The sequence below is a fragment of the Streptomyces sp. ISL-36 genome (assembly GCF_018614205.1).
Taxonomy (GTDB): Bacteria; Actinomycetota; Actinomycetes; order Streptomycetales; family Streptomycetaceae; genus Streptomyces.
Genome location: NZ_JAGGOS010000055.1, coordinates 1 through 20,771, shown reverse-complemented (window position 1 = coordinate 20,771; position 20,771 = coordinate 1). Strand labels below are relative to the sequence as shown.

19 protein-coding genes are annotated in these 20,771 nt (G+C 70.8%); 15 read left to right on the top strand and 4 right to left on the bottom strand.

All coding sequences use genetic code 11. From position 1 onward, the window contains the following. Positions 1-6: 6 nt before the first annotated feature. A complete protein-coding gene (locus J7E93_RS15140) occupies positions 7-1,236 on the bottom strand; it encodes a DUF349 domain-containing protein (RefSeq protein ID WP_215069545.1) in 1,230 nt (409 codons plus the stop codon). A 207-nt stretch (positions 1,237-1,443) separates the two neighbouring features. Beyond that, positions 1,444-2,232, bottom strand: a complete 789-nt coding sequence (locus tag J7E93_RS15135) for a peptidylprolyl isomerase (protein WP_215069543.1) — start codon at positions 2,230-2,232, stop codon at positions 1,444-1,446. A gap of 154 nt (positions 2,233-2,386) precedes the next feature. Between J7E93_RS15135 and J7E93_RS15130 the strand changes: the two genes are divergently transcribed. The 4 genes from J7E93_RS15130 to J7E93_RS15115 all read left to right on the top strand — a co-directional run bounded on the left by J7E93_RS15130 (position 2,387) and on the right by J7E93_RS15115 (position 6,517). After that, complete coding sequence (locus J7E93_RS15130; protein WP_215069541.1) at positions 2,387-3,094, top strand: MBL fold metallo-hydrolase; 708 nt, start codon at positions 2,387-2,389, stop codon at positions 3,092-3,094. Between the two features lie 10 nt (positions 3,095-3,104). Continuing rightward, positions 3,105-4,367 (top strand): histidine--tRNA ligase, encoded by a 1,263-nt coding sequence (hisS, locus tag J7E93_RS15125; protein WP_215069539.1) that lies wholly within the window; start codon positions 3,105-3,107, stop codon positions 4,365-4,367. A 139-nt stretch (positions 4,368-4,506) separates the two neighbouring features. Beyond that, on the top strand, positions 4,507-5,115 hold the full coding sequence (locus tag J7E93_RS15120) for a vitamin K epoxide reductase family protein (protein WP_215069537.1): 609 nt from the start codon (positions 4,507-4,509) through the stop codon (positions 5,113-5,115). 46 nt (positions 5,116-5,161) lie between these two features. Beyond that, on the top strand, positions 5,162-6,517 hold the full coding sequence (locus J7E93_RS15115; protein WP_215069602.1) for a replication-associated recombination protein A: 1,356 nt from the start codon (positions 5,162-5,164) through the stop codon (positions 6,515-6,517). Positions 6,518-6,548: 31 nt separating this feature from the next. Here J7E93_RS15115 and J7E93_RS15110 read toward each other — a convergent pair whose 3' ends face one another. Beyond that, a complete protein-coding gene (locus J7E93_RS15110) occupies positions 6,549-7,244 on the bottom strand; it encodes a DUF2470 domain-containing protein (RefSeq protein WP_215069600.1) in 696 nt (231 codons plus the stop codon). Between the two features lie 188 nt (positions 7,245-7,432). Here J7E93_RS15110 and rpsD point away from each other — a divergent pair, with 188 nt between their 5' ends. Beyond that, positions 7,433-8,047: a 30S ribosomal protein S4 gene (gene rpsD / locus J7E93_RS15105; protein ID WP_158985446.1), complete on the top strand. Its 615-nt coding sequence runs from the start codon at positions 7,433-7,435 to the stop codon at positions 8,045-8,047. A 52-nt stretch (positions 8,048-8,099) separates the two neighbouring features. Here rpsD and J7E93_RS15100 read toward each other — a convergent pair whose 3' ends face one another. Beyond that, positions 8,100-10,253, bottom strand: coding sequence for an AAA family ATPase (locus J7E93_RS15100; protein ID WP_215069535.1), 2,154 nt, complete (start codon positions 10,251-10,253; stop codon positions 8,100-8,102). A gap of 169 nt (positions 10,254-10,422) precedes the next feature. On the opposite strand from J7E93_RS15100, the gene J7E93_RS15095 reads away from it, so the two are divergent. The 10 genes from J7E93_RS15095 to aroQ all read left to right on the top strand — a co-directional run bounded on the left by J7E93_RS15095 (position 10,423) and on the right by aroQ (position 20,428). Further along, positions 10,423-10,869, top strand: coding sequence for a DUF948 domain-containing protein (locus J7E93_RS15095; protein ID WP_215069533.1), 447 nt, complete (start codon positions 10,423-10,425; stop codon positions 10,867-10,869). A gap of 6 nt (positions 10,870-10,875) precedes the next feature. Further along, the gene (locus tag J7E93_RS15090) at positions 10,876-11,214 is read left to right on the top strand and encodes a DUF6167 family protein (protein ID WP_215069531.1); all 339 of its coding nucleotides are present in this window, start codon (positions 10,876-10,878) and stop codon (positions 11,212-11,214) included. Continuing rightward, a complete protein-coding gene (gene alaS, locus J7E93_RS15085) occupies positions 11,214-13,883 on the top strand; it encodes an alanine--tRNA ligase (protein ID WP_215069529.1) in 2,670 nt (889 codons plus the stop codon). Before J7E93_RS15090 ends, alaS begins: the two co-directional genes overlap by 1 nt. A gap of 11 nt (positions 13,884-13,894) precedes the next feature. Next, positions 13,895-14,359: a Holliday junction resolvase RuvX gene (gene ruvX, locus J7E93_RS15080; RefSeq protein ID WP_215069598.1), complete on the top strand. Its 465-nt coding sequence runs from the start codon at positions 13,895-13,897 to the stop codon at positions 14,357-14,359. A 101-nt stretch (positions 14,360-14,460) separates the two neighbouring features. Further along, positions 14,461-16,176, top strand: a complete 1,716-nt coding sequence (gene mltG / locus J7E93_RS15075) for an endolytic transglycosylase MltG (protein ID WP_215069527.1) — start codon at positions 14,461-14,463, stop codon at positions 16,174-16,176. Further along, positions 16,176-17,003 (top strand): shikimate dehydrogenase, encoded by an 828-nt coding sequence (locus J7E93_RS15070; protein ID WP_215069525.1) that lies wholly within the window; start codon positions 16,176-16,178, stop codon positions 17,001-17,003. The genes mltG and J7E93_RS15070 overlap by 1 nt, the downstream gene beginning before the upstream one ends. Positions 17,004-17,194: 191 nt before the next feature. Beyond that, on the top strand, positions 17,195-18,379 hold the full coding sequence (aroC, locus tag J7E93_RS15065) for a chorismate synthase (RefSeq protein ID WP_215069523.1): 1,185 nt from the start codon (positions 17,195-17,197) through the stop codon (positions 18,377-18,379). Positions 18,380-18,408: 29 nt separating this feature from the next. Further along, positions 18,409-18,894 carry a shikimate kinase gene (locus tag J7E93_RS15060; protein WP_215069597.1) on the top strand — a complete coding sequence of 162 codons (486 nt, stop codon included), beginning with the start codon at positions 18,409-18,411 and terminating at the stop codon, positions 18,892-18,894. Then, entirely contained in the window at positions 18,891-19,985 is a 1,095-nt protein-coding gene (aroB, locus tag J7E93_RS15055; protein WP_215069521.1) for a 3-dehydroquinate synthase, read from the top strand. Before J7E93_RS15060 ends, aroB begins: the two co-directional genes overlap by 4 nt. Then, complete coding sequence (gene aroQ / locus J7E93_RS15050; protein ID WP_215069520.1) at positions 19,982-20,428, top strand: type II 3-dehydroquinate dehydratase; 447 nt, start codon at positions 19,982-19,984, stop codon at positions 20,426-20,428. Before aroB ends, aroQ begins: the two co-directional genes overlap by 4 nt. Positions 20,429-20,771 lie beyond the last annotated feature (343 nt).

Sequence of the window (20,771 nt, the reverse complement as noted above, 5' to 3'; positions counted from 1 at the left end):
TGGCGCTCAGCCGCCGAACTCCTCCAGGCCCTTCAGCGCCTGGTCGAGGAGGGCCTGACGGCCCTCCAGCTCACGTGCCAGCTTGTCGGCCTTGGCGTCGTTGCCCGCTGCGCGGGCCGCGTCGATCTGCTTCTGCAGCTTGTCGACCGCGTCCTGGAGCTGGCCCGTCAGGCCCGCGGCACGCGCGCGTGCCTCCGGGTTCGTCCGGCGCCACTCCGACTCCTCGGCCTCCTGGATCGCCCGCTCCACCGTGTGCATCCGGCCCTCGACCTTCGGCCGGGCGTCGCGCGGCACGTGGCCGATGGCCTCCCAGCGCTCGTTGAGGGAGCGGAAGGCCGCACGGGCCGCCTTCAGATCCCTCACCGGCAGCAGCTTCTCGGCCTCGGCAGCGAGCTCCTCCTTCAGCTTGAGGTTCTCGGTCTGCTCCGCGTCCCGCTCGGCGAAGACCTCGCTCCGCGCCGCGAAGAAGACGTCCTGGGCGCCGCGGAAGCGGTTCCACAGCTCGTCCTCGTGCTCGCGCTGGGCGCGGCCCACGGCCTTCCACTCCGCCATCAGGTCCCGGTAGCGCGCGGCCGTGGCACCCCAGTCCGTGGAGTTCGAGAGCGACTCGGCCTCCGCGACCAGCTTCTCCTTGGCCTTGCGGGCCTCCTCGCGCTGCGCGTCCAGCGAGGCGAAGTGCGCCTTGCGGCGCTTGGAGAACGCCGAGCGGGCGTGCGAGAAGCGGTGCCACAGCTCGTCGTCGGACTTCCGGTCGAGCCGCGGCAGGCCCTTCCAGGTGTCCACGAGCGCGCGCAGCCGCTCGCCGGCGGCCCGCCACTGCTCGCTCTGCGCCAGCTCCTCGGCCTCCTTGACCAGCGCCTCCTTGGCGCCGCGCGCCTCGTCGGTCTGCTTGGCCTTCTGGACCTTGCGCTCCTCGCGGCGCGACTCGACCGTCTCGACCAGCTTGTCGAGACGCGCGGTCAGCGCGGCGAGGTCACCGACGGCGTGGTGCTCGTCGACCTGCTGCCGGATGTGGTCGATCGCGGCCGTGGCGTCCTTCGCCGACAGGTCGGTGGTCTTCACCCGCTTTTCGAGGAGGCCGATCTCGACCACCAAGCCCTCGTACTTGCGCTCGAAGTAGGCCAGTGCCTCCTCGGGAGTGCCGGCCTGCCACGATCCGACGACCTTCTCGCCCTCGGCCGTACGCACGTACACGGTGCCCGTCTCGTCGACGCGGCCCCACGGGTCGCTGCTCACAGCGCCTCCTCCACATGATGCCGACGAGGGGGTTGTGCCCCCTGGGCATCGTCCACAGGTTTCCTGACGGGCCGGCCTCGCCCGCCCGCCCTCCACAGCGCGGCAATCGGCCCGCGCTGCACAACGCCAATCTAGGCGACCGGCCGCCCGGCTGTCCGCTCTCAGCGCGACCGAAATTGAACGGTCCCGCGTCGCGTCGACCGGGCGTCACTTCTTGGTGACGGTGGCCTTCTCGATGGTGACGACCTTCTTCGGAGCACCGTCCGTGGCACCGCCCTCGACCCCGGCCTTCGCGATCTCCTGGACGGCCTTCAGGCCTGCCGCGTCGATCTTTCCGAAGGGGGTGTAGCTCGGGGGCAGCTTGGTGTCCTTGTAGACGAGGAAGAACTGGCTGCCGCCCGTCCCCGGCTGACCGGTGTTGGCCATCGCCACCGTGCCGGCCGGGAAGGTCACCGAACCGTCCGCGCCCGCCTTGCCGAGGGCGCTCAGGTTCTCGTCCGGGATGGTGTAGCCCGGGCCGCCGGTGCCGTCGCCCTTCGGGTCGCCGCACTGGAGGACGAAGATGCCCTGCGTGGTGAGCCGGTGGCACTTCGTCCCGTCGAAGTACTTCTGGTCCGCGAGGTGCTTGAAGGAGTTCACCGTCCTCGGGGTCTTCGCCGCGTCCATCGCGAAGGAGATGTCGCCCTCGTTCGTCTTGAGGGACATCGTGTACGTGGCCTTCTTGTCGATGGCCATCGCCGGCTCCGGCGTCGCCGATGCGCTCGCGGAGGGCGTCGGGGTGTCGCCCGCCGCCGCGTCCCCGGACCCCTTCTTGCCGCCGTCGGTCAGCGAGACCGAGGCGTACACGGCGCCACCCGCGGCGAGTACGACGGCCAGCGAGGCGGCGACGACGGTGTTGCGCCGCCTCGCCTTCTGGCGCGCCTCCTGCCGCCGCTGCTGCTGGCGCACATACTTCTCCCTGGCGAGCTGCCGCCGCCGCTGATCGCTGCTGACCACCGGGTCTGCTCCTTGTCGCTCGACTGTTCCTGTCCTGGCCGGATGTGCCCGTACCGTATACGGGTTGGCTGTGGAATACGCAGCGCCGGTAGGCTCTGATCTGCCGCTTCCGCTCCGCCGCACCTCTGGTGCCGGACGACATTTAAGGACGATCGTGCTGATTGCCGGGTTCCCCGCCGGGGCCTGGGGGACCAACTGCTACCTGGTCGCCCCCGCCGCAGGCGAGGAGTGCGTGATCATCGACCCGGGCCACCAGGCCGCCCAGGGAGTCGAGGAGACGCTTCAGAAGCATCGGCTCAAGCCCGTCGCGGTGGTCCTCACCCATGGCCACATCGACCACGTCGCCTCCGTCGTCCCGGTCTGCGGCGCCCATGACGTACCCGCGTGGATCCATCCCGAGGACCGGTACATGATGAGCGACCCGGAGAAGGCCCTCGGCCGCTCCATCGGGATGCCGCTCATGGGTGAACTGACCGTGGGCGAGCCGGACGACGTGCACGAGCTCACCGACGGCGCCCAGCTGGACCTCGCCGGACTGCAGTTCTCCGTCGCGCACGCGCCCGGTCATACCAAGGGGTCGGTGACCTTCCAGATGCCCCGGAGCGCGGAGATTCCCTCCGTGTTCTTCTCCGGGGACCTGCTCTTCGCCGGCTCCATCGGACGCACCGACCTGCCCGGCGGTGACATGGACGAGATGCTCGAATCGCTGGCCCGCGTGTGCCTGCCCCTCGACAACTCGACCGTGGTGCTGTCGGGGCACGGTCCCCAGACGACCATCGGCCAGGAGCGCGCCACCAACCCTTATCTGCGGCAGGTGGCCGCCGGCCTCGGGAGCGTGGACGCTCCCCGACGAGGAATGTGACGAGACCTACGTGAGCACCTTCAAGGCCCCCAAGGGCACGTACGACCTGATCCCGCCCTACTCCGCCAAGTACCTGGCGGTCCGGGAGGCGATCTCCGGACCCCTGCGGACGTCCGGATACGGCTACGTCGAGACCCCCGGCTTCGAGGACGTCAACCTCTTCGCCCGCGGCGTCGGCGAGTCCACCGACATCGTCACCAAGGAGATGTACGCCTTCGAGACCAAGGGCGGCGACAAGCTCGCCCTGCGTCCCGAGGGAACGGCCTCCGTACTGCGCGCGGCGCTGGAGGCCAGCCTGCACAAGCAGGGCAACCTGCCGGTGAAGCTCTGGTACTCCGGCTCGTACTACCGCTACGAGCGCCCGCAGAAGGGCCGCTACCGCCACTTCTCGCAGGTCGGCGCCGAGGCGATCGGCGCCGAGGACCCGGCGCTCGACGCCGAGCTGATCATCCTCGCCGACCAGGCGTACCGCTCGCTGGGCCTGAAGAACTTCCGCATCCTGCTGAACTCGCTCGGCGACAAGGAGTGCCGCCCCGTCTACCGGGAGGCTCTCCAGGCCTTCCTGCGCGGACTCGACCTCGACGAGGAGACCCTGCGCCGCGCCGAGATCAACCCGCTGCGGGTCCTCGACGACAAGCGTGAGGCCGTGCAGAAGCAGCTGGGCGGTGCGCCGCTGCTGCGCGACTACCTGTGCGACGCGTGCAAGGCGTACCACGAGGAGGTGCGCGCCCTGATCACGGCGGCGGGCGTGCTCTTCGAGGACGACGCGAAGCTGGTGCGCGGCCTGGACTACTACACCCGGACCACCTTCGAGTTCGTCCACGACGGTCTCGGCTCGCAGTCCGCGGTGGGCGGCGGCGGCCGCTACGACGGCCTCTCCGAGATGATCGGCGGACCGGCGCTCCCGTCCGTCGGCTGGGCACTCGGGGTCGACCGCACGGTCCTCGCCCTGGAGGCGGAGGGGGTCGAGCTGGACATCCCCGCCGCCACCAGCGTCTTCGCGGTGGCGATCGGCGACGAGGCGCGCCGTGTGCTCTTCGGCAAGGTCACCGAGCTCCGCAAGGCGGGCGTCGCGGCGGACTTCTCCTTCGGGGGCAAGGGCCTGAAGGGCGCGATGAAGGACGCCAACCGCTCCGGCGCCCGCTTCACCGTGGTCGCCGGCGAGCGCGACCTCGCCGAGGGTGTCGTCCAGCTCAAGGACATGGAGTCCGGCGAGCAGGAGGCGGTCGCCCTCGACGCGCTGGTCGACGCAGTCCGGACGAAGCTGGCCTGACAGCGGCCTTGGGTGCGGGCCCCGGCGTACCGCCGGGGCCCGCACCCATGTTTCGTCCTTATGTCCACCGAACGGTGGACACCGGCCCTCGTGCGGCAGAATGACCGTGCCCAGAAGCCACGAGCGACGGAACGGCGAGATGACGAGAGCAGCGGTTGAGCGAGACAGCGGGACCATAGGCGCGAGCCGGGCCTTCGCCTGGATGCTGGTGGTCACCGGCGCGGCCGGTCTGCTCGCCGCCTGGGTCATCACGATCGACAAGTTCAAGCTCCTCGAGGACCCGAACTTCACCCCGGGCTGCAGCCTCAACCCGATCGTCTCCTGCGGCAACATCATGAAGAGCGAGCAGGCCGCGGTCTTCGGTTTCCCGAACCCGATGCTCGGCCTCGTCACCTACGCCATGGTGATCGCCATCGGCGTGGCCCTCCTCGCGGGCGCCCGCTACCGCCGCTGGTACTGGCTCGGACTGAACGCGGGCACGCTCTTCGGTGTCGGGTTCTGCACCTGGCTGATGTACCAGTCGCTGTACGAGATCAACGCGCTGTGCCTGTGGTGCTGCCTCGCCTGGATCGCCACCATCGTCATGTTCTGGTACGTGACCTCGCACAACGTCCGCAAGGGCGTCATCCCGGCCCCCGGCGGCCTGCGGACCTTCTTCGACGAGTTCACCTGGGTACTGCCGGTGCTGCACATCGGGATCATCGGCATGCTGATCCTGACGCGCTGGTGGGACTTCTGGACCGGCTGACGGGCGCGGGCGGCGTTGTCAGTGCTCTGACTTAGGCTTCATGACTGTGGAGCCCGACCTCTTTACCGCAGCCGCCGAAGAACGCCAGGAGAAGGACCCGTCCAGCAGCCCCCTGGCCGTACGGATGCGTCCGCGCACCCTGGACGAAGTCCTCGGCCAGCAGCACCTGCTGAAGCCGGGATCGCCGCTGCGCCGGCTCGTGGGGGAGGGCAGCGGGGGCCCGGCCGGCGCTTCCTCCGTGATCCTGTGGGGACCGCCGGGCATCGGCAAGACGACCCTGGCGTACGTCGTCTCCAAGGCGACGAACAAGCGGTTCGTGGAGCTCTCCGCGATCACCGCGGGCGTCAAAGAGGTCCGGACGGTCATCGACGGGGCCCGGCGGGCAGCCGGCGGCTACGGCAAGGAGACCGTCCTCTTCCTCGACGAGATCCACCGCTTCTCCAAGGCCCAGCAGGACTCGCTGCTCCCGGCGGTGGAGAACCGCTGGGTGACGCTGATCGCGGCGACCACGGAGAACCCGTACTTCTCGATCATCTCCCCGCTGCTCTCGCGCTCGCTGCTGCTCACCCTCGAACCGCTCACCGACGACGACCTGCGCGACCTGCTGAAGCGCGCCCTGACCGAGGAGCGGGGGCTGGGCGGCGCGGTCACGCTGCCCGAGGACGCCGAGGCGCACCTGCTGCGGATCGCCGGCGGCGACGCGCGCCGTGCGCTGACGGCCCTGGAGGCGGCGGCGGGCGCGGCCCTCGCCAAGGGCGAGTCGGAGATCACGCTCCAGACGGTCGAGGAGACCGTCGACCGCGCGGCGGTGAAGTACGACCGTGACGGCGACCAGCACTACGACGTGGCCAGCGCGCTCATCAAGTCGATCCGCGGCTCGGACGTGGACGCCGCGCTGCACTATCTGGCCCGGATGATCGAGGCGGGGGAGGACCCCCGGTTCATCGCCCGGCGCCTGATGATCTCGGCCAGCGAGGACATCGGCCTCGCGGACCCGACGGCGCTGCCGACGGCCGTGGCGGCCGCCCAGGCCGTGGCCATGATCGGTTTCCCCGAGGCCGCGCTGACGCTGAGCCATGCGACGATCGCGCTGGCCCTGGCCCCGAAGTCGAACGCGGCGACCCTCGCGATCTCCGCCGCTCAGGCGGACGTACGCAACGGCCTGGCCGGCCCGGTCCCCGCGCACCTCCGCGACGGCCACTACAAGGGGGCGGCCAAGCTCGGGCACGCCCAGGGGTACGTCTACCCGCACGACGTCCCGGGCGGGATCGCGGCCCAGCAGTACGCCCCGGACACGGTCCATGGCAAGCGCTACTACGAACCGACCCGGTACGGCGCGGAGGCGCGGTACGCCGACGTGGTGGAGAAGGTGCGCGAACGGCTGCGCGGCGAGGGCGGCTGACGAGCCCCTCAGGCCGCTCCGCGCACGGCGTTCACGCGCGGGCCGCTTCGAAGAGCCGGTGCATCTCGCGCCGCAGCCCACTCACGTCCCGTACGGGCTCGGGGAAGTCGAAGCGTGCGTCGAAGCAGTGCTGCGGTCCCGCGCTGAACCGGATCCGCAGCCCGAAGCGGTCGAGGGCCAGCGGCGCGACGTCCCGGGTCGGCACCAGGGCGGCCGAGCGCTCGCCGAGCAGATGGCTCAGCTCGCGCACCTGCTCGCCGTGGGCCGCGTGCAGATGCTGGAGCAGCTCGGTCTCGTGGGTGTGCAGCGGGTCGGGGTCCGCCGCGGCGAACTCCTCCGGGTCGACCTCCGAGGTGCCCCACAGGTCGTCCACGCTCGCCTCGGCCACCTCGAGGCGCAGCATCATGTGACCGGGTTCGGCGACGCCGGGCAGGCAGGTGAGCCAGCCGGAGACCCAGGCCCGGCCGCGGATACGGTGCGGGACGGAGACCGGCGCCACATCCGTCAGCTCCAGGACGACCGGAAGTTCGTCGTCCTGGGCGTGGGTGGCGGCCCGTACCGGCGGGGCGTCGGCCGGGAACAGCAGGAAGATCTCGCCGTCCGGACCGACCGCCCGGGCCTGAGGTGTCAGCTGCTCGGGGCGCATGCCGTCGGCCCCCGGGATCAGGAGCACCGCGGAGCATGTACTCTGTACGAGAGTTCGTGTGCGCTCGGCTGCTGACGGCATCCGCGCGATTTCAAGCCCGCTGGGACGCGGCTGACCATGAGCTGATCGGACCTCCGTCACATCGATGCTCTCAGAAGCATCGCTCTTTGTGCTGCTGTCTGTGATGCGCGTGGTGTTCCCAGGGCGAGACATGCGATCTCCTTGAGTAAGGTGAGCCTAACCTAACCTACAACGGAGGTCTGGAGAACGTGCCTAACCAGTCGCGTCCCAAGGTCAAGAAGTCTCGCGCGCTCGGTATCGCGCTGACGCCGAAGGCTGTCAAGTACTTCGAAGCCCGCCCCTACCCGCCGGGCGAGCACGGCCGTGGCCGCAAGCAGAACTCGGACTACAAGGTCCGTCTGCTCGAGAAGCAGCGCCTGCGCGCTCAGTACGACATCAGCGAGCGCCAGATGGCGCGCGCCTACGACCGTGCCAAGAAGGCCGAGGGCAAGACGGGCGAGGCGCTGGTCGTCGAGCTCGAGCGTCGCCTCGACGCCCTGGTCCTGCGTTCGGGCATCGCCCGCACCATCTACCAGGCCCGCCAGATGGTCGTGCACGGTCACATCCAGGTCAACGGTGGCAAGGTCGACAAGCCGTCGTTCCGTGTCCGTCCCGACGACGTCGTGATGGTCCGCGAGCGCTCCCGCGAGAAGCCCCTGTTCCAGGTGGCCCGCGAGGGTGGCTTCGCCGCCGACGGTGAGACCCCGCGCTACCTGCAGGTCAACCTGAAGGCCCTGGCCTTCCGCCTCGACCGCGACCCGAACCGCAAGGAAATCCCGGTCATCTGCGACGAGCAGCTGGTCGTCGAGTACTACGCCCGCTGATCATGGGGGCCTCCCGGCTCCGGCCGGGGGAGTAGTACCGCACACCGCGCGGTCATCGGCCCGCCGCTTCTCCACCTTTACCGGTGGGGGAGCCGGCGGGCTTCCGCGTTTCCGGGACCGTCGTACGGAAGGGACGCCGGGCCTCGCCGCCCCGGGCGCCGGTGGCCGGATCCCGACGCTCGCGCAGGGCCCGGTCCACCGCCTCGTCCAGCGACAGACCCCGCCCCTCCCGCACCGAGGCCCCGTAGTTCTCCGGACCGAGCAGCTCGCCCGCCTGCCGCTCGCACACCGCCCGCGGCCCGTTGAAGCACCCGGAGCCGAACAGCTGCAGCCCCACCGCGTCCCAGACGGGTAACGCGGCCCCCTGGAGCACCGCGGCCTCCGCCGGATCGCCCTCGCTCGCCGTCACCAGGCCCAGCAGCTCGATCGCGAGGACCAGACCCACCAGATCGTGGAACGTGTGGTTGATCGTGACGCACTCGCCGAGCAACGCCCTGGCCTCGCCGTGATCACCCCGGGTCCAGGCCGCGTACGCCAGCACATACAGCGCGTACGCCCGGGTCCACCGCTCGCCGCGCTCCTCGCAGATCTCCCGCACCTCTGCACAGAGCGCGACCGCGCCCTCCAGATCCCCCTGGAAGACCCGGGCCATCCCCAGCTCGACCTGCCCCATCAGCACATTGCTGTTCAGCTCGCCGAGCTCCCGGTACGCCTTCAGCGCCCGGCCGATCAGCTCCTCCGCGCGCGGCATGTCGTCCGAGAGCAGCGCGAGACAGCCCATCCGGTGGGTCGCGTACGCCTCCGCCACCGGGTTCCCCGCGCGCCGCGCCCCCTCTCGGCACTCGTGCAGCGCCGCCACCGCCGCCGTGCTGTCCCCCTGCAGGATCGCCACATAGCCGAGCACCCACAGCGCCTTGAGCCGGGCGGCCGTGTGTCCGGAGTGCTCCGAGTCGAGCGCCAGCGCCCGGTCCAGCCAGTGCCGGCCCTCCGAGAGCCGCCCGCAGCCCGCCCAGTAGAACCAGAGCGTCCCCGCGAGATGCTGCGCCAGATGCGCCTCGTCCGGCTGCTCGAGACAGAGCTCCAGCGCCGCCCGGAGGTTGGGCAGCGCCGCTTCCGTGTTCGCGGCGACCTCCGCCTGGCGGGGGCTGAACCACTCCAGCTCGCACCAGGTTGCGAGACCCATGTACCAGTCACGGTGCCGCCGGCGCATCCGCCGCGTGTCGCCGAGCGCCGCCAGCCACTCCGCTCCGTACGCGACGATCGTGTCGAGCATCCGGTACCGGGGCCCCGCCGCGGTCTCCTCACGGAGGACCAGGGACTGGGCGACCAGCCCGCCGAGCACGTCCACCACCCGGTCCGCGGGCAGATCCGTTCCACCGCAGACGTACTCCATGGCCTCCAGGTCGAACGGCCCGGCGAAGACCGAGAGCCGCGCCCACAGCAACCGCTCCTCCGGCGTGCACAGCTCGTGGCTCCAGCCGATCGCCGTCCGCAGCGTCTGATGGCGGGGGAGCGCGCCGCGCGTCCCGTCCGTCAGGAGCCGGAAGCGGTCGTCGAGCCGGTGCAGCACCTGTTCCACGGTGAGCACCGGAAGCCGGCCGGCGGCCAGTTCCAGGGCGAGCGGAATCCCGTCGAGGCGACGGCACAACTCCCGTACCGCCTCCGCGTCCGCCGCCGAAGCTCCCGCCGCCGACGCCCGCTCCGTGAAGAGCCGCGCCGCGTCCTCGTCGTCCATCGGCGTCAGCGTGAACACCGCCTCGCCGTCCACCCGCAGCGGCCGGCGGCCCGCGGCGAGCACGGTCAGGCCGGGGGCCGCCCGCAACAACTCCCGTACCAGCGGGGCGCATTCCTCCACGAGGTGTTCGAAGCCGTCCACGACGAGCAGGAGCCGGCGCTCGGCGAGATGCTCGATCAGCGTCTCGCGCGCGGTGCGCAGCGTGTGGTCGGTCAGGCCCAGCGCCTCGACCAGCGCGAGCGCCAGCAGATCCGGATCGCGCAGCCCCGAGAGTTCGGCGAGCCGCACGCCGTCGGCGTAGCGATTCTGCGCCGCCGAGGCGGTACGCAGCGCGAGCCGGGTCTTGCCGACACCACCCACACCGACCACGGTGACCAGGCGGGATTCCGTCAGGAGGCGGCTCAGTCCGTCCTGTTCCCCGGCCCGTCCGACGAACCGGTTCAACTCGGCAGGGAGATTGCTCCGTCGCATGGGACACGGAGCGTACTCATCCGCGCGCACTCCGTACAATCGGACCGCGCGAGCCCTTCCCGCGAGCCGCCGTGCGGGCGCTAATGCGGTACGGCGAAAGACCGCGGGCGCGATAGGGTCGGAGGACGACTTCTGGCAAGGGCCCAACGACAGCAGAGAGCGGTGCGGAGTGACCGGTGGAGAGGTTGCCGGGATCCTGGTGGCCGTGTTCTGGGCGATTCTGGTCTCCTTCCTCGCCGTGGTGCTGGTGAGGCTGGCGCAGACGCTCAAGGCGACCACCAAGCTGGTGGCGGACGTGACCGAACAGGCCGTCCCGCTGCTCAGCGATGCCTCCGCGACCGTGCGATCGGCGCAGACCCAGCTCGACCGGGTCGACGCCATCGCCTCGGACGTCCAGGAGGTCACCTCCAACGCCTCCGCGCTCTCCACCACCGTCGCCTCCACCTTCGGCGGCCCACTGGTCAAGGTCGCGGCCTTCGGCTACGGCGTGCGCAAGGCGCTCGGCCGCGGCCGTGAGGGGCGCGGCCGTGACGAGGCACCGCGGGCATCCGCGCCACGAACCGTCGTCGTCGGTCGCACCGTGCCGTCCGCGAGACGCCGGAAGCAGAAGGGCTGAGCCTCCATGTTCCGCCGCACGTTCTGGTTCACCGCAGGCGCAGCAGCCGGCGTGTGGGCCACCACCAAGGTCAACCGCAAGCTCCGCCAGCTGACCCCGGAGAGCCTCGCCGCCCAGGCGGCGAACAAGGCGATCGAGACCGGCCACCGGCTCAAGGACTTCGCCCTCGACGTCAGGTCGGGCATGGTCCAGCGCGAGGCCGAGCTCGGAGAGGCGCTCGGCCTGGAGGCACCGGCCGACCACGAACTCCCGGCATCGCGCCGCGTCGCCGCTCTCGACCGCAGCCCGCAGAACACCAAGCATTCGTACCCCACGATTTCGTACAACCGGAATGAGGACCACTGATGGAGTCGGCTGAAATCCGCCGCCGCTGGCTGAGCTTCTTCGAGGAGCGCGGGCACACCGTCGTCCCTTCGGCGTCGCTCATCGCGGACGACCCGACTCTGCTTCTGGTCCCGGCCGGCATGGTTCCGTTCAAGCCCTACTTCCTCGGCGAGGTCAAGCCGCCGTTCTCCCGCGCCTCCAGCGTGCAGAAGTGCGTGCGCACGCCGGACATCGAAGAGGTCGGCAAGACCACCCGCCACGGCACGTTCTTCCAGATGTGCGGCAACTTCTCCTTCGGCGACTACTTCAAGGAAGGCGCCATCAAGCTCGCCTGGGAGCTGCTGACCACCTCGGTGGAGCACGGCGGTTACGGGCTCGAGCCGGAGAAGCTCTGGATCACGGTCTACCAGGACGACGACGAGGCCGAGCAGATCTGGCGCGACGTCGTCGGCGTCCCGGCCGAGCGCATCCAGCGACTGGGCAAGAAGGACAACTTCTGGTCGATGGGCGTCCCCGGCCCCTGCGGCCCGTGTTCCGAGATCAACTACGACCGCGGCCCCGAGTTCGGCGTCGAGGGCGGCCCCGCCGTCAACGACGAGCGGTACGTGGAGATCTGGAACCTCGTCTTCATGCAGTACGAGCGCGGCGAGGGCACCTCGAAGGAGGACTTCGAGATCCTCGGCGACCTGCCGTCGAAGAACATCGACACCGGCCTCGGTCTCGAGCGCCTGGCGATGATCCTGCAGGGCGTACAGAACATGTACGAGACCGACACCCTCAAGGTCGTCATCGACAAGGCCACCGCGCTCACCGGCGTCGACTACGGCGCCTCCCACGACAGCGACGTCTCGCTGCGTGTGGTGGCCGACCACATGCGTACGTCCGTGATGCTCATCGGCGACGGTGTCACCCCGGGCAACGAGGGCCGCGGCTATGTGCTCCGCCGCATCATGCGCCGTGCCATCCGCAACATGCGTCTGCTCGGCGCCACCGACGTCGTCGTCGGCCAGCTCGTGGACACCGTGATCAGCACGATGGGCGAGCAGTACCCGGAGCTGGTCACCGACCGCAAGCGGATCGAGACGGTCGCCCTCGCCGAGGAGGCCCGCTTCCTCAAGACGCTCAACGCCGGCAGCAACGTGCTGGACGGCGCCGTCTCCGAGACCAAGGCCGCCGGCTCGACGGTCCTCCCGGGCGAGAAGGCGTTCCTGCTCCACGACACCTGGGGCTTCCCGATCGACCTCACCCTGGAGATCGCCGCCGAGCAGGGCCTCTCCGTGGACGAGGCCGGCTTCCGCCGTCTCATGCAGGAGCAGCGGGACAAGGCCAAGGCCGACGCCAAGGCCAAGAAGACCGGTCACGCCGATGTCGCCGCCTACCGCGAGATCGCGGACAGCAACGGCGCCACCGAGTTCACCGGCTACACCAACACCGAGGGCGAGACCACCGTCGTCGGCCTGCTGGTCAACGGCGTCCCGTCGCCGGCCGCCTCCGAGGGCGACGAGGTCGAGGTCGTCCTCGACCGCACCCCGTTCTACGCCGAGGGCGGCGGCCAGCTCGCCGACCAGGGCCGGATCAAGCTGCACAGCGGCGCCGTCATCGAGATCCGCGACGTCCAGCAGCCCGTCCCGGGCGTCTCCGTCCACAAGGGCTCCGTCCAGGTCGGCGAGGTGACGATCGGCTCCACCGCCTACGCCGCCATCGACGTGCGCCGCCGCCGGGCCATCGCCCGCGCCCACAGCGCCACCCACCTGACCCACCAGGCGCTGCGCGACGCGCTGGGCCCGACGGCCGCCCAGGCCGGTTCCGAGAACTCGCCCGGCCGCTTCCGCTTCGACTTCGGCTCCCCGAACGCCGTGCCGGGCACGGTTCTCACGGACGTCGAGCAGAAGATCAACGAGGTCCTCGCCCGGGAGCTCGACGTGCACGCCGAGGTCATGCCGATCGACGAGGCCAAGCGTCAGGGCGCCATCGCCGAGTTCGGCGAGAAGTACGGCGAGAAGGTCCGCGTCGTCACCATCGGCGACTTCTCCAAGGAACTGTGCGGCGGTACGCACGTCCACAACACCGCCCAGCTGGGTCTGGTGAAGCTGCTCGGCGAGTCGTCGATCGGCAGCGGCGTGCGCCGTGTCGAGGCCCTCGTCGGCGTCGACGCGTACAACTTCCTCGCCCGGGAGCACACGGTCGTCGCCCAGCTCCAGGAGCTGGTCAAGGGCCGCCCGGAAGAGCTGCCGGAGAAGATCTCCTCGATGCTCGGCAAGCTGAAGGACGCCGAGAAGGAGATCGAGAAGTTCCGCGCCGAGAAGGTGCTGCAGGCCGCCGCCGGTCTTGTCGCGGGCGCCAAGGACGTCCGCGGTGTCGCCCTCGTCACCGGCCAGGTCCCCGACGGCACCTCCGCCGACGACCTGCGCAGGCTGGTCCTCGACGTCCGCGGCCGCATCCCTGGCGACCGCCCCGCCGTCGTGGCCCTGTTCACCACGGCGAACGGCCGCCCGCTGACGGTCATCGCCACCAACGAGGCCGCCCGCGAGCGCGGTCTCAAGGCCGGTGAGCTGGTCCGTACCGCCGCCAAGACGCTCGGCGGCGGCGGTGGCGGCAAGCCGGACGTCGCCCAGGGCGGCGGCCAGAACCCCGAGGCCATCGGCGACGCCATCGACGCCGTCGAGCGCCTCGTGCTGGAAACCGCGTGACGGAGACGACGATGCGCCGCGGCCGTCGCCTCGCGATCGATGTCGGGGACGCCCGGATCGGGGTCGCCTCGTGCGACCCCGACGGGGTCCTCGCCACCCCGGTGGAGACCGTGCCGGGACGCGACGTCCCGGCCGCCCACCGGCGGTTGAGGCAGATCGTCGAGGAGTACGAACCGATCGAGATCGTGGTCGGCCTCCCTCGCTCCCTCTCCGGGGGCGAGGGGCCGGCCGCGGCCAAGGTCCGCCGGTTCGCCCAGGAGCTGGCCAAGGGGGTGGCCCCCGTCCCCGTCCGGCTGGTCGACGAACGCATGACCACGGTGACGGCGACCCAGGGGCTACGGGCCTCCGGCGTGAAGTCGAAGAAGGGGCGGTCCGTCATCGATCAGGCCGCCGCGGTGATCATCCTTCAGAACGCTCTTGAGTCCGAACGGGTATCAGGTAATCCGCCCGGTGAGGGCGTCGAAGTGGTCATCTGATCGCGATACGGTAACGTTCCGCGCGATGCGGCGGTGTTCGAACAGCTGCCGCACAACGTAGAGGCGGACCGTCCGGACGCCTCGCGGCTGTTTGGGGATCGATGACTGAGTATGGCCGGGGCTCCGGCTCCGAACCGTGGCATCCCGCGGACCCGCTGTACGGGGACCAGGGATGGGGAGGCCAGCAGCAGTACCCGCAGCAGGCGCAGGCGCCGTACGGCCATCAGGCCCCGTACGGCCAGGGCCAGGAGCAGGGGTACGACCCGCAGTACCAGCAGCAGCAGCCGCATGCGCCTCAGCAGTACAACGATCCCTCGTACGCGGACCCGTCGTACGGCGGGCAGCAGGAGCAGTACGGACAGCAGGAGCAGTACGCGCAGCCGGAACAGTACGCACAGCAGGGCCAGGGCTACGACACGCCCGGGTACCCCGCACAGCAGTACGACCCGAGCTGGGAGACGGGCCAGGCGGCCATGCCGTACGGCACCACTCCGGCCGATCCCTACGGTGGCCAGAACCCGGACCTCTACGGCACGCCCGAGGCGTACCCTCCGCCGCAGCCGCCCGGCCGTCGGCAGGAGCCGCCGGAGCCCGTGAGCGACTGGGAGACGGAGGCCGAGGAGGAGGAGCGGCACCCCTTCTTCACCGGTGAGAACGGCGACGACGAGCACGACGACGATCCGGCCGGGAGCCGCTCCTCGCGCGGCGGACGCGACCGCCGGGGCAAAGGCAAGAACAAGAAGAAGAGCAAGAACGGTGTCGCCTGCCTCGTCGTCGCCCTCGTGCTCGTGGGCGGTGTGGGCGGAATCGGCTACTTCGGCTACCAGTTCTGGCAGGGCCAGTTCGGCGCGGCGCCCGACTACGCGGGTGACGGCAGCGGCTCGGTCCAGGTGGAGATCCCGAAGGGCGTCGGCGGCTACGAGATCGGCAACATTCTCAAACGCAACGGAGTCGTCAAGAGCGTCGACGCCTTCGTCTCGGCGCAGGAGAAGAACCCCAAGGGCAGGCAGATCCAGGCCGGCGTCTACACGCTGAAGAAGGAGATGTCGGCGGAGAGCGCCGTCAAGCTGATGCTGAGCCCGGCGAGCCAGGCCAACTTCGTCATCCCCGAGGGCAAGCGGAACGTCTGGGTCTACGAGCAGATCGACAAGAAGCTCGGCGTGAAGCCGGGGACGACGCAGGGCGTGGCCAAGGCTCAGGCCAAGAACCTGGGGCTGCCCGCGTGGGCGAACGGCCGCGCGAACCTCAAGGACCCGCTGGAAGGCTTCCTCTTCCCGGCGAGCTACCCCGTGGCCAAGGGGCAGAAGCCCGAGGACGTCCTGCGCAAGATGGTCGCCCGGTCGAACGAGGAGTACGGAAAGTTCGAACTCGAGGACAAGGCGAAGCAGCTCGGCGTCGACAGCCCGTGGGAGCTGATCACGATCGCGAGTCTCGTCCAGGCCGAGGGCACGTCCCACGACGACTTCCGCAAGATGGCCGAGGTCGTCTACAACCGGCTCAAGCCGGGGAACCCGCAGACGTACGGGAAGCTCGAGTTCGACTCGACGTACAACTACATCAAGGGCCAGAGCAAGATCGACCTCACCCTTGAGGAGCTGCGGAAGTACGACAACCTCTACAACACGTACTACTACCGGGGCCTGCCGCCCGGTCCCATCGGCAACCCGGGCGCCGAGGCGCTGCAAGGTGTGGTCAACCCGACGAGCGACGGCTGGTACTACTTCATCTCGCTCGACGGCAAGACGTCCAAGTTCACCAAGACGAACGCCGACCACGACAAGCTGGTCCAGGAATTCAACAAGTCGAGGAACAACTGATGTCGGCAGCACGGCGTGCGGCGGTACTCGGATCGCCGATCGCCCACTCGCTCTCGCCGGTGCTCCACCGGGCCGCCTACGCCGCGCTCGGCCTCGGCCACTGGTCGTACGACCGCTTCGAGGTGGACGAGGCCGGGCTCCCCGGTTTCGTCGCCGGCCTGGACGAGTCCTGGGCGGGGCTCTCGCTGACCATGCCGCTCAAGCGGGCGATCATCCCGCTGCTCGACGAGATCAGCGACACGGCGGCCTCGGTCGAGGCCGTGAACACGGTCGTCCTCACCGAGGACGGCCGCCGGGTCGGCGACAACACGGACATCCCCGGCATGATCGCCGCTCTGCGGGAGCGGGGCGTCGAGAAGGTGGAGTCCGCCGCGATCCTCGGAGCCGGAGCCACCGCCTCCTCGGCCCTGGCCGCGCTCGCCCGGATCTGCGCGGGCCCCGTCACCGCCTACGTACGCAGCGAGGCGCGGGCCGAGGAGATGCGCGGCTGGGGCGAGCGGCTCGGCGTGGACGTCCTCACGGCGCCGTGGGGGAGCGCGGCGGAGGCCTTCGCGTCCCCGCTGGTCATCGCCACGACCCCCGCCGGGACCACGGACGACCTGGCTCCGGCCGTGTCGGGCGCCCCGGGCACCCTCTTCGACGTGCTCTACCACCCGTGGCCGACACCGCTCGCCGCGGCCTGGTCGGAACACGGCGGCAAGGTGTTCGGCGGTCTCGACCTCCTCGTGCACCAGGCGGTGCTGCAGGTGGAACAGATGACCGGCCGGTCCCCGGCGCCCCTGGCGGCGATGCGGGCGGCCGGTGAGCGGGCGCTCGCCGACCGTTGAGCCGGTCGGTTCGAAGGCCTCCGACGCACCGGACCCGACCGGTCCGGCACACGCGACCTGACAAGCTGCGTCCGATACCTGGACCGGCGAACGGGTTCCGCCCGCGGACGTGGGAGGATCGGATACGGCGGGCCAGGGCCGCGCACCCGGTCGCGCCGCAGCAGTTCCAGGCGCGAGCATGAGGAGCATCGTTGAGCAGGTTGCGTTGGCTGACCGCTGGGGAGTCCCACGGACCCGCGCTGGTCGCGACGCTGGAGGGTCTTCCCGCCGGTGTCCCGGTCACCACCGAGCTGGTGGCGGACCACCTCGCGCGGCGGCGCCTGGGTTATGGGCGCGGCGCCCGGATGAAGTTCGAGCAGGACGAGATCACGTTCCTCGGCGGGGTCCGGCACGGCCTCTCCCTCGGCTCCCCGATCGCCGTGATGGTCGGCAACACCGAGTGGCCCAAGTGGGAGAAGGTCATGTCGGCCGATCCGGTCGACCCTGCCGAGCTGAAGGAGACGGGCCGCAACGCGCCCCTGACCCGGCCGCGTCCCGGTCACGCCGATCTGGCGGGCATGCAGAAGTACGGCTTCGACGAGGCCCGGCCGATCCTGGAGCGCGCCAGCGCCCGTGAGACCGCGGCCCGCGTCGCCCTCGGCGCCGTCGCGCGGTCCTTCATCAAGGAGGCCGCCGGCATCGAGATCGTCTCCCATGTCGTCGAGCTCGCCGCTGCCAAGGCGCCGTACGGCGTCTACCCGACGCCCGCCGACGTCGAGAAGCTCGACGCCGATCCGGTGCGCTGCCTGGACGCGGACGCGTCGAAGGCGATGGTGGCCGAGATCGACCAGGCCCACAAGGACGGCGACACCCTCGGCGGCGTCGTCGAGGTCCTCGCCTACGGTGTGCCGGTCGGCCTCGGTTCGCACGTGCACTGGGACCGCCGTCTCGACGCCCGCCTCGCCGCCGCGCTCATGGGCATCCAGGCGATCAAGGGCGTCGAGGTCGGTGACGGCTTCGAACTCGCCCGCGTCCCCGGCTCCAAGGCCCACGACGAGATCGTCAACACCGAGGCCGGCATCAGGCGCACCTCCGGCCGCTCGGGCGGCACCGAGGGCGGCCTGACCACCGGCGAACTGCTGCGCGTACGCGCCGCGATGAAGCCCATCGCGACCGTGCCGCGCGCGCTCGCCACCGTCGACGTGGTGACCGGTGAGGCCGCCCAGGCCCACCACCAGCGCTCCGACGTCTGCGCCGTCCCCGCCGCCGGCATCGTCGCCGAGGCGATGGTCGCGCTCGTCCTCGCGGACGCCGTCGTGGAGAAGTTCGGCGGCGACAGCGTCCCCGAGACGCGTCGCAACGTCCGGTCGTACCTCGACAACCTCCAGATCCGGTGACCGGACCGCTGGTCGTCCTGGTCGGGCCGATGGGCTCCGGCAAGTCCACGGTGGGCGCGCTCCTGGCCGAGCTGCTCGGCGCGCCCTACCGGGACACCGACGCCGACATCGTCGCCGCCCAGGGCCGTGAGATCTCGGACATCTTCATCGAGGACGGCGAGGAGCACTTCCGCGCCCTGGAGCGGGAAGCGGTACGGACGGCGGTCGCCGAGCACGAGGGCGTCCTCGCCCTCGGCGGTGGCGCGATCCTCGACGCCGGCACCCGCGAACTGCTCAGCGGGCTGCCCGTCGCCTATCTCTCGATGGACGTCGAGGAAGCGGTCCGCCGCGTCGGTCTCAACACCGCGCGGCCGCTGCTCGCCGTCAACCCGCGCCGGCAGTGGCGCGAGCTGATGGAGGCGCGCCGCCACCTCTACACCGAAGTCGCCCGGGTCGTCGTCGCCACCGACGACCGCACCCCCGAAGAGGTCGCGAGCGCGGTCCTCGACGCACTGGAGCTGAAGAAGGACGTATGACGGACCAGGAAGTGACCCGTATCCAGGTCGGCGGTTCGGCGGGTACGGATCCGTACGAGGTGCTGGTCGGTCGGCAGCTGCTCGCCGAGCTGCCCGCCCTGATCGGTAACAGGGCCAAGCGCGTGGCCGTGATCCACCCCGAGGCGCTCGCGGAGACGGGCGAGGCCCTGCGGGCCGACCTCGCCGACCAGGGCTTCGAGGCCGTCGCCATCCAGGTGCCGAACGCCGAGGAGGCCAAGACCGTCGAGGTCGCGGCGTACTGCTGGAAGGCGCTCGGCCAGACCGGCTTCACCCGCACCGACGTGATCGTCGGTGTCGGCGGCGGGGCGACGACCGACCTGGCCGGCTTCGTGGCCGCCACCTGGCTGCGCGGGGTGCGCTGGATCGCCGTCCCGACCACCGTCCTCGCCATGGTCGACGCGGCCGTCGGCGGCAAGACGGGCATCAACACCGCCGAGGGCAAGAACCTCGTCGGCGCCTTCCACCCGCCCGCCGGCGTCCTCTGCGACCTGGCCGCGCTGGACTCGCTGCCGGTCAACGACTACGTCAGCGGAATGGCGGAGATCATCAAGGCCGGCTTCATCGCCGACCCGGTGATCCTCGACCTGGTGGAGGCCGACCCGCAGGGCGCCCGTACGCCCGAGGGACCGCACACCGCCGAGCTGATCGTCCGGTCGATCAAGGTCAAGGCCGAGGTCGTCTCCGGCGACCTCAAGGAGTCCGGCCTGAGGGAGATCCTCAACTACGGCCACACCCTGGCCCACGCCATCGAGAAGAACGAGCGGTACAAGTGGCGCCACGGCGCCGCCGTCTCCGTCGGCATGGTCTTCGCCGCCGAGCTCGGCCGGCTCGCCGGCCGGCTCGACGACGCCACCGCCGACCGGCACCGCACGATCCTGGAATCGGTCGGCCTGCCGCTCACCTACCGCGGCGACCAGTGGCCGAAGCTCCTGGAGACCATGAAGGTCGACAAGAAGTCCCGCGGCGACATGCTGCGCTTCATCGTCCTCGACGGTCTCGGCAAGCCGACCGTCCTCGAAGGCCCCGACCCGGCGGTGCTCGTCGCGGCGTACGGCGAGGTGTCCGCGTGAGCGAGCTCCGCCCCGTGCTGGTGCTGAACGGCCCGAACCTCGGCAGACTCGGCTCCCGTGAGCCCGACATCTATGGCGCCACGTCCTACGCCGGTCTCGTGGAGTCCTGCCGGAGCCTCGGGGCCGAGCTGGGCTTCGAGGTGGAGGTGCGGGAGACCAACGACGAGGGCGAGATGATCCGCTGGCTGCACGAGGCCGCGGACGGCTCGGTCCCCGTCGTCCTCAACCCCGGTGCGTTCACGCACTACTCGTACGGGATGCGCGACGCGGCCGCCCAGCGGACCGCGCCGCTGATCGAGGTGCACATCTCGAACCCGTACACCCGGGAGGAGTTCCGGCACACCTCGGTCGTCGCCTCCGTGGCGACCGGGACCGTCGCGGGCTTCGGCATCGGCTCCTACCGGCTCGCCCTGAGGGCGCTGGCCGAGGAACTGACGGGCTGAAAGCGAGCGGGCCGTAGAGCCCCGCGGAGCGCCCCGGAGGCGAACCGAGCCCTGTCGAGGGCACTCCGGACCGCCCCCGGCCGTTCCCCTTGTGGAGGCCGGGGGCGGTAACGTTCCCGGAAGTATCGGCCGTACGAGACGGAGTGGCACGGGATGCAGCACGCAGGGGGGCCTCCGTTGCGGCCCGACCACTCGGGATGGGCGCCCGGCGCCGGTCGACCCTCCGTACCGCCCCTACCGCCGCTGCCGCAGGGCGGCCACCAGGCGTCGCACCCGCACCCCGTCCCCCCGGGGCGGCCCCCGGCCCCGGCGGCCCCTCACCCGGCAGCCCCGCACGCCGCGC

Coding starts and splice junctions, on each gene's coding strand:
- ruvX (WP_215069598.1), top strand. CDS start 13,895: ATGCGCCGCGGCCGTCGCCTCGCGATCGATGTCGGGGACGCCCGGATC.
- aroB (WP_215069521.1), top strand. CDS start 18,891: ATGACGGACCAGGAAGTGACCCGTATCCAGGTCGGCGGTTCGGCGGGT.
- J7E93_RS15070 (WP_215069525.1), top strand. CDS start 16,176: ATGTCGGCAGCACGGCGTGCGGCGGTACTCGGATCGCCGATCGCCCAC.
- J7E93_RS15100 (WP_215069535.1), bottom strand. CDS start 10,253: ATGCGACGGAGCAATCTCCCTGCCGAGTTGAACCGGTTCGTCGGACGG.
- alaS (WP_215069529.1), top strand. CDS start 11,214: ATGGAGTCGGCTGAAATCCGCCGCCGCTGGCTGAGCTTCTTCGAGGAG.
- J7E93_RS15120 (WP_215069537.1), top strand. CDS start 4,507: ATGACGAGAGCAGCGGTTGAGCGAGACAGCGGGACCATAGGCGCGAGC.
- J7E93_RS15110 (WP_215069600.1), bottom strand. CDS start 7,244: ATGCCGTCAGCAGCCGAGCGCACACGAACTCTCGTACAGAGTACATGC.
- J7E93_RS15060 (WP_215069597.1), top strand. CDS start 18,409: ATGGGCTCCGGCAAGTCCACGGTGGGCGCGCTCCTGGCCGAGCTGCTC.
- J7E93_RS15090 (WP_215069531.1), top strand. CDS start 10,876: ATGTTCCGCCGCACGTTCTGGTTCACCGCAGGCGCAGCAGCCGGCGTG.
- mltG (WP_215069527.1), top strand. CDS start 14,461: ATGACTGAGTATGGCCGGGGCTCCGGCTCCGAACCGTGGCATCCCGCG.